General features: G+C 70.7%; 9 protein-coding genes. 7 read left to right on the top strand and 2 right to left on the bottom strand.

Annotated elements, in window-relative coordinates:
• Nucleotides 1-108 precede the first annotated feature (108 nt).
• Complete coding sequence (locus AWZ10_RS04985) at nt 109-927, top strand: inositol monophosphatase family protein (RefSeq protein WP_060890542.1); 819 nt, start codon at nt 109-111, stop codon at nt 925-927.
• A 214-nt stretch (nt 928-1,141) separates the two neighbouring features.
• Here AWZ10_RS04985 and AWZ10_RS52215 read toward each other — a convergent pair whose 3' ends face one another.
• The gene (locus AWZ10_RS52215) at nt 1,142-1,315 is read right to left on the bottom strand and encodes a hypothetical protein (protein WP_162948511.1); all 174 of its coding nucleotides are present in this window, start codon (nt 1,313-1,315) and stop codon (nt 1,142-1,144) included.
• Nucleotides 1,316-1,732: 417 nt separating this feature from the next.
• Here AWZ10_RS52215 and AWZ10_RS04980 point away from each other — a divergent pair, with 417 nt between their 5' ends.
• From AWZ10_RS04980 to AWZ10_RS04965, 4 genes are all read left to right on the top strand, one after another.
• Nucleotides 1,733-2,386 (top strand): response regulator transcription factor, encoded by a 654-nt coding sequence (locus AWZ10_RS04980; protein ID WP_046710032.1) that lies wholly within the window; start codon nt 1,733-1,735, stop codon nt 2,384-2,386.
• Nucleotides 2,387-2,392: 6 nt separating this feature from the next.
• Nucleotides 2,393-3,655, top strand: coding sequence for a sensor histidine kinase (locus AWZ10_RS04975; protein ID WP_060890541.1), 1,263 nt, complete (start codon nt 2,393-2,395; stop codon nt 3,653-3,655).
• A 403-nt stretch (nt 3,656-4,058) separates the two neighbouring features.
• Nucleotides 4,059-4,355, top strand: coding sequence for a DUF4193 domain-containing protein (locus AWZ10_RS04970; RefSeq protein ID WP_005481602.1), 297 nt, complete (start codon nt 4,059-4,061; stop codon nt 4,353-4,355).
• Between the two features lie 13 nt (nt 4,356-4,368).
• Nucleotides 4,369-5,319: a hypothetical protein gene (locus tag AWZ10_RS04965; protein WP_173531440.1), complete on the top strand. Its 951-nt coding sequence runs from the start codon at nt 4,369-4,371 to the stop codon at nt 5,317-5,319.
• A gap of 224 nt (nt 5,320-5,543) precedes the next feature.
• On the opposite strand, the gene AWZ10_RS04960 is transcribed toward AWZ10_RS04965, so the two are convergent.
• Nucleotides 5,544-6,005, bottom strand: a complete 462-nt coding sequence (locus tag AWZ10_RS04960; RefSeq protein ID WP_046702679.1) for a DUF3093 domain-containing protein — start codon at nt 6,003-6,005, stop codon at nt 5,544-5,546.
• A 113-nt stretch (nt 6,006-6,118) separates the two neighbouring features.
• On the opposite strand from AWZ10_RS04960, the gene AWZ10_RS04955 reads away from it, so the two are divergent.
• Together AWZ10_RS04955 and dut are read left to right on the top strand one after the other, a co-directional pair.
• Nucleotides 6,119-6,703: a PaaI family thioesterase gene (locus tag AWZ10_RS04955; RefSeq protein ID WP_060890540.1), complete on the top strand. Its 585-nt coding sequence runs from the start codon at nt 6,119-6,121 to the stop codon at nt 6,701-6,703.
• Entirely contained in the window at nt 6,700-7,221 is a 522-nt protein-coding gene (dut, locus tag AWZ10_RS04950) for a dUTP diphosphatase (protein ID WP_046702681.1), read from the top strand. Before AWZ10_RS04955 ends, dut begins: the two co-directional genes overlap by 4 nt.

The raw sequence follows: 7,221 nt of genomic DNA, 5'->3' as shown, positions 1-7,221 counted from the left end.
CGGCACGCTCGGCGCGAGCCACAACCTGTGCCCGGTCGGCTGCTGCCCGGCCCGCGCCCCGCAGCCCGCAGCCGCGGGCGCCGACAGCCCGTACGCGTGAGGAGCAACGTGACCGACCAGTCAGAGCGTCCGGACGGCCTGAAGGCCGAACTGCTGGAGATCGCCCTGGACGCGGCCCACCGCGCGGGGACCTTCCTGCGCGACGGCCGGCCCGCCGATCTCGGCGTGGCCGCCACCAAGTCCAGCGCGGTCGACGTCGTCACCGAGATGGACATCGCCTCCGAGAAGCTGATCACCGACCTGCTGGCCGAGCGCAGGCCGCACGACGGCGTGCTCGGCGAGGAGGGAGCCAGCGTCGAGGGGACCAGCGGCGTCCAATGGGTGATCGATCCCCTCGACGGCACCGTGAACTACCTGTACGGACTGCCCAGTTGGGCCGTGTCCATCGCGGTCCGGGTGGACGGTGAGACGGTCGTCGGCGTGGTCGACGCCCCGGTGCGCGGCGAGGTCTACCGGGCGGTACTCGGTGAGGGCGCGTACGTGAACGACCGTCCCGCGCGCGTGCGCCCCGCCCCGGAGCTGGGGCTGGCCCTCGTCGGCACCGGCTTCGGCTACCGCGCCGAGCGGCGGGCCAGCCAGGCCGACGTGCTGCGCGAGCTGATCCCCCACGTGCGGGACATCCGGCGCGGAGGCTCGGCCGCGATCGACCTGTGCGACGTGGCCGTGGGCCGCCTGGACGCGTACTACGAGCGTGGTCTCAACGCCTGGGACTACGCGGCGGGTGACCTCATCGCCCGGGAGGCGGGCGCCCTGACCGGTGGCCGCCCCTCAGAGCCCCTCTCACCCGACCTGACCATCGCGGCCCCACCCGCCCTCTTCGAGGCCCTCCAGACCCGCCTGGAGGACTTGGGCGCCTGGCACGACTGACACGGCCACAACAGCAGACGGCGCCCTACGGCGAGTGAGCCGAAGGGGCGCGCCTGTGCCGAGAGCCCGAGCGCGCGGAGGCCCGAAGGGTCGAGCACGGTCGGGCTCTCGGCACAGGCACGGGCGCCCCGGAGGCGAACCGAGCCCTCAAAAAGCAGCGAACCCCCGGTCTGGATCTGCCGGGGGTTCGCTGTCGTGCGTATGGGCCGGGAATTCAGACGCTGTACGCGCCGACCTCCACGCCGTGATCGGCGGCGAGGCGGCGCAGGTCGTCGAGTTCGCCCTGCTCCACCTCGGCGAGGAAGTCGTCGCCCTCGTCGCGAGCCCTGGTCAGGTCGGACTCGGCCGTCCTTATGCGCTGCAGAAGTCCTGAGGTGAATGCGTCCATGCTGCGCCCCCTCGTCCTGGGTCGTGGGTCGGTGGCACGGGGGTGTGCCGTTCGGAAGGGGCGATCACGTCTCTTGTGGATGCCCAGCGCTGCCCAGGCCGGGCGGCGACGGTGCCGGACACCCACGCCCGCTCTGCGGAAAAGCGGAACGCTGCGTACCGCATGGTGGTGCGGCACAAGCAGAGCGTGATCGCGGGGTGTAAAGCCGTCTTCCCCCCGGTCTCTCGGACGGAAACCTCGGCCGGACGAAAAAATCCCGCATTCCCACCCGTGCGCCTTCGGCCTTCCTGTCCCGAGGGTCGCCTTACAGCCGACTTACGGCCGAAAAAGGCAGGATGGACGTCACACACCCACGAACACCCTGCCCGGGTGCGCCTTCGGCGCGCTACGCGGGTGGACACAGGAAGGACAAGCGACGTGCGCGTACTCGTCGTCGAGGACGAGCAGCTGCTCGCCGATGCGGTGGCCACCGGACTGCGCCGGGAGGCCATGGCCGTCGACGTCGTGTACGACGGTGCGGCGGCCCTGGAACGCATCGGCGTCAACGACTACGACGTGGTCGTCCTCGACCGCGACCTCCCCCTCGTCCACGGCGACGACGTCTGCCGCAGGGTCGTCGAGCTCGGCCTGCCCACGCGCGTGCTGATGCTCACCGCGTCCGGCGACGTCAGCGACCGAGTCGAGGGCCTGGAGATCGGCGCCGACGACTATCTGCCCAAGCCGTTCGCCTTCAGCGAGCTCATCGCGCGCGTACGGGCCCTCGGCCGGCGTACGAGCGTGCCGCTGCCGCCCGTCCTGGAGCGCGCCGGAATCAAGCTCGACCCCAACCGCCGCGAGGTCTTCCGTGACGGCAAGGAGGTCCAGCTCGCGCCGAAGGAGTTCGCGGTCCTGGAGGTGCTGATGCGCAGCGAGGGCGCCGTCGTCTCTGCGGAGCAGCTCCTGGAGAAGGCCTGGGACGAGAACACCGATCCGTTCACCAACGTCGTGCGGGTGACGGTCATGACGCTGCGCCGCAAGCTGGGCGAGCCACCGGTCATCGTCACCGTGCCCGGCTCCGGGTACCGGATCTGATCCGCCGTGGCCCCCACCCCCGCGCCGCCGCAGGCGCCCCCGAAGCCCACCTGGGACCCCCGGCGGGCGCAGACCCCCTTCCCGTGGCTGCGCCCGACCATCCGGATACGGCTCACGCTGCTGTACGGCGGCATGTTCCTGATCGCCGGGATCCTGCTGTTGTCGATCATCTACCTGCTGGCCGCCCAGGCCGTGAGCACCGGCAACACGCCGGTGTTCAAGATCGAGGGCGGAACGAACATCAGTGTCTCCAGCGACATCTGCCGCGCGGTCGACGCCGACACGGCCCCCACCAATCTGCAGCTCGACGACTTCAACAGGGCGATCGCCGCCTGCATCGACCACGAGCGCCAGGTCGCCCTCGACACGCTGCTCAGCCGCTCCCTGCTGGCCCTCCTCGGGCTCGCCGTGATCGCGTTCGCCTTCGGGTACGCGATGGCGGGCCGGGTGCTCGCGCCGCTCGGCCGGATCACCCGCACCGCGCGCGCGGTGGCCGGCTCGGACCTGTCCCGCCGTATCGAGCTGGACGGTCCGGACGACGAGCTGAAGGAGCTGGCGGACACCTTCGACGACATGCTGGAGCGGCTCCAACGGGCCTTCACGGCCCAGCAGCGGTTCGTCGGGAACGCCTCGCACGAGCTGAGAACACCGCTCGCGATCAACCGGACACTCCTCGAGGTGCACCTCTCCGATCCGGGAGCGCCGGCCGAGCTGCAGCAGCTGGGCAAGACGCTGCTGGCCACCAACGAGCGCAGCGAGCAGCTCGTCGAGGGTCTGCTGCTGCTCGCCCGCAGCGACAACCAGATCGTCGAGCGCAAGCCCGTGGATCTCGCCGAGGTCGCCTCCCAGGCCATCGACCAGGTGCGCTCCGAGGCGGAGAGCAAGAAGGTGGAGATCCGCGGCGAGTGGGCCCCCGCGGTCGTCCAGGGCAACGGTGTCCTGCTGGAGCGGATCGCCCTGAACCTCGTCCAGAACGCCGTCCGGTACAACGTGCCGGGGCAGGGCGGCTGGGTGGAGGTCACGACGGAGCTGCAGCACGGGCAGGCGGTCCTGGTGGTCACGAACACCGGGCCCGTGGTCCCGGCGTACGAGATCGACAACCTTTTCGAGCCGTTCCGGCGGCTGCGTACGGAGCGCACGGGCAGTGACAAGGGCGTGGGCCTCGGCCTGTCGATCGTCCGGTCCGTGGCCCGAGCGCACGGCGGCCACATCGCCGCCCGGCCACGTGAGGGAGGCGGACTCGTGATGCGCGTAACCCTGCCCGTCTGAGAAAATGAGCCCGGTTCCGGGACGTGTTCGCTTTGCGCGGAATTTCCTGGGACCCGATCGAATCGGTCGTGCACGACCGATGTGTGATCGATCACATGGGCGATTTTCCAGCCATCTACCGAGCGTGATCATGTGGCCTCCGGAAAGCCGGGAAAATCCGGGTTTTCGGGGGTTGAGATCACGGGAAGTACATGCTGGGGCGCCTTTGTATGCAGCCTCAGGACCGTGTACGGTCCCGTTCGCCATCCAAGCCGATCACTCTTGAGGAGTCCGGTTGGGTGTCGATTGAGTAACAGACCTTGATGTGAGGCAAAATCTCCGCCTCAGGTCGGGCACAAGTCCGGCCTCTCACGCGTTACGTGCGCTGGAGACACCGCAGACACCCAGAGGGGGAGAGCGCGACATGGCAACGGATTACGACACCCCACGCAAGACCGACGACGACGTCGACTCGGACAGCCTGGAAGAGCTCAAGGCTCGCCGGAACGACAAGTCGACGTCCGCCGTGGATGTAGATGAGTTCGAGGCAGCAGAAGGCCTGGAACTGCCCGGGGCCGACCTCTCGAACGAGGAGCTGGCCGTCCGGGTGCTGCCCAAGCAGCAGGACGAGTTCACCTGCATGAGCTGCTTCCTGGTGCACCACCGCAGCCAGCTGGCCCGCGAGAAGAACGGTCAGCCGATCTGCCGCGACTGCGACTGAGGCAGGGTCGGCCGTGACTGGCTCGACCCCTCCTTGGAAGCGCCGCTCCCGCAAGGGGGCGGACCCGGGGCCGTACGAAGGCTCCGACGGCGTGCGTGAAGACGAGCGGGGCTCCTCCGACAAGGGAGCGGCCTCGCTCGAACGTGCGCCCGCTGCGGCGTCGGGGGGCGCCACGGATGAGCAGGGACGCCTGCCCGTACCGGTGGGCACTCCGGCGCCGGTCGCCGGACGACGCGCGGCCGTCGTCCGGGACGGACTGAGACAGGGCCTCAAGGTGGGGGTCCGCAAGAGCGGTGACGGGGCCAGAGCGGGCCTCGCGTACATCACCGACCGCGTCATCGAGATCGCCCCGCGGATCCCCGTGCGCGACCTCGCGACCCTGCGCGCCCACTTCCCGGGGCTGGGGCCCGAGCAGATCGCCGACAAGCTCGTCGCGGGGGCCGCCAACGCGTCCTCCACGGTGGGCGCGGGCGTCGGGGCCGCCGCGATGCTGCCGACGCCGCCCGCCATGCCGGCGGAGCTGGCCGCCGAGATCACCGGGGTCGCCGCGATCGAGCTGAAACTCATCGCCGAGCTGCACGAGGTGTACGGGGCGCGGCCGCCGGGGAGCCTGCGGCAGCGCAGCACCGCCTATCTGAACTCCTGGTCCGGGGAGCGTGGCATCGACGTGACCCGGCCGTCGACGGTCAACTCGGCGCTCGGCGGGCAGATGAAGCGGCAGCTGCGGCAGCAGATCATGAAGCGGATGGTGCGGAATCTGCCGAACCTGATGCCGTTCCTGGTCGGCGCCGCGGTCGGGGCGGTCATGAACCGCAGGGACACCAAGCACCTCGCTGAGCGGATCCGCAAGGACCTGCGGCGGACTCAGGTGCCGTGGGAGGCGTTGCCGGAACTGCCGCCGCTGGAGAAGCCGGTCGATCCCCTGACGGTGGGGGAGCTGCCCAAGGAACTCGGAGGGGGCTGAGCGGAAGGTGCCGGGCGCCCTCGGTCCGTCGACCCGGCGCGCCCGAGTCCGGCACCGTCCTCGTCGGGATCGCGCCCCAGAGGCTGATCGCCCTCACTGAGGCACACGGGTTCTCGTGCGGCAAGCCGTGCCCGGGCGGTAAGAGTTCGGCGAGAAACCACGCGGTCGAGTCGGTCCGCCGTCGTGGCCCGCCTCGGTCCGCCACCGCTGGGTGACGAGCCGCGCTATGCCGCCGTCCTGGCCGCCTCCAGGGCGGCCACCAGACGCTCCGGTTCCCTCGTCGACAGGTACGCGTACGGGGTCGGGTCCGCCGGGTCGGTGATCGGGATGCGGAGCGCGGTGGGAATGTAGGCGCGCAGCAGCATGAAGGCGTGGGAGTTGGCCTTGTACGTGCGCCAGGCCTGGGCCTCCTCGCGGTCGAGGATCTCCGGCTCGCCCAGGGCGCTCACCGGGATCTTCGCCTCGCCCGCGATCAGTGAGTCGCCGACGACGCGGATACGGACCGAGCCGTACGAGCTGGTGACGACCGCGGCGACCGCCGTGCCGCCGGCGAGCCCGCCCAGTAGAGGGAGCGTGCCGAACGGCAGCAGGATGAGGGCCATCGAGACGCCGACCAGGAAACAGACGAGCCACCAGGTGCGGGGAGCGGTCAGGCGTTCTTCGTACGGCGTGGCGGAGGGCTGCATGGCGTCAAGCTTGGCATGCCGGCCCGCCGGGCCCGGAATTAGGGGCGCCCGAGGGGAAACCCTGCCCGTTGGGGCGATGGCCGGGCGCTGACGGACGGGTAAGGTCTGCGCCTGTGAGAGGTACTTCCGCGGCCCTGCGACCCCCGGCGGACGCCACGGCGCCCGTACGGCATCCCGAGGCGCCCGCCCCCGGTGAGTTGCTCGGCACGCACTACGGGCAGTGTTTCGGCTGTGGTGGTGAGCAGCCCCACGGGCTGCATCTGGAGGCGACGGCCGGTGAGGGCGTCACGCTCACCGCAGAATTCACCGTGCGGCCCGCGCACCAGGGAGCCCCGGGCCTCGCGCACGGCGGAGTTCTGGCCAGCGCCCTCGACGAGACCCTCGGCTCCCTCACCTGGCTGCTGCGCACCATCGCGGTGACCGGGCGGCTGGAGACCGACTTCCTGCGGGCCGTCCCCGTCGACACCGTGCTGCACCTGCGGGCAGAGGTGACGGCGGTGGCCGGGCGGAAGATCTTCGCGACCGCCCAGGGACGCATCGGTGGCCCCGACGGCCCGCTGGCCGTCCGCGCCGACGCGCTCTTCGTCGAGGTCAAGGTCGACCACTTCATCGACCACGGCCGGGACGAGGAGATCCAGGCGGCCATGAAGGACCCGGACCAGGTCCGGCGGGCCCGCGCCTTCGAGGTGAACCCGTGAGCGGCGGCCGTACTCCTCTCGACGTCCTGATCCGGCGCGTCGACCCCGACGTGCCGCTGCCGGACTACGCGCGGCCCGGTGACGCGGGGGCCGATCTGCGCACCACGGAGAGCCGGGAGCTGAAGCCGGGTGAACGGGCCGTACTTCCCACGGGAGTGTCCATCGCGCTCCCGGAGGGGTACGCGGCCTTCGTGCACCCACGGTCCGGCCTCGCCGCCCGCTGCGGCGTCGCCCTGGTGAATGCCCCGGGGACGGTTGATGCCGGGTACCGTGGGGAGATCAAGGTGATCGTGGTGAATCTCGACCCGCACGAAGCCGTGCGGTTCGAGCGCTTCGACCGGATTGCCCAACTGGTCGTCCAGCAGGTCGAGAAGGTGCGCTTCCAGGAGGTGGCGGAGCTTCCCGACTCGGCGCGGGCCGAGGGGGGCTTCGGGTCCACCGGCGGTCATGCCGCCGTGGGCGGCACAACGGGTGGGAATCGATACGCTTCGGTCGTATCCGACCGGGAAGGACAGTGA

The organism is Streptomyces europaeiscabiei, assembly GCF_001550375.1.
In the GTDB taxonomy this organism is placed as follows: Bacteria; Actinomycetota; Actinomycetes; order Streptomycetales; family Streptomycetaceae; genus Streptomyces; species Streptomyces europaeiscabiei.
Note: the sequence above shows the minus strand (reverse complement) of the source record. Positions and strands in the feature narration are given on the sequence as shown.

Excerpts from the sequence above, each read along its gene's own strand:
- AWZ10_RS04970 (WP_005481602.1), top strand. The coding sequence starts at position 4,059 with ATGGCAACGGATTACGACACCCCACGCAAGACCGACGACGACGTCGAC.
- AWZ10_RS52215 (WP_162948511.1), bottom strand. The coding sequence starts at position 1,315 with ATGGACGCATTCACCTCAGGACTTCTGCAGCGCATAAGGACGGCCGAG.
- AWZ10_RS04960 (WP_046702679.1), bottom strand. The coding sequence starts at position 6,005 with ATGCAGCCCTCCGCCACGCCGTACGAAGAACGCCTGACCGCTCCCCGC.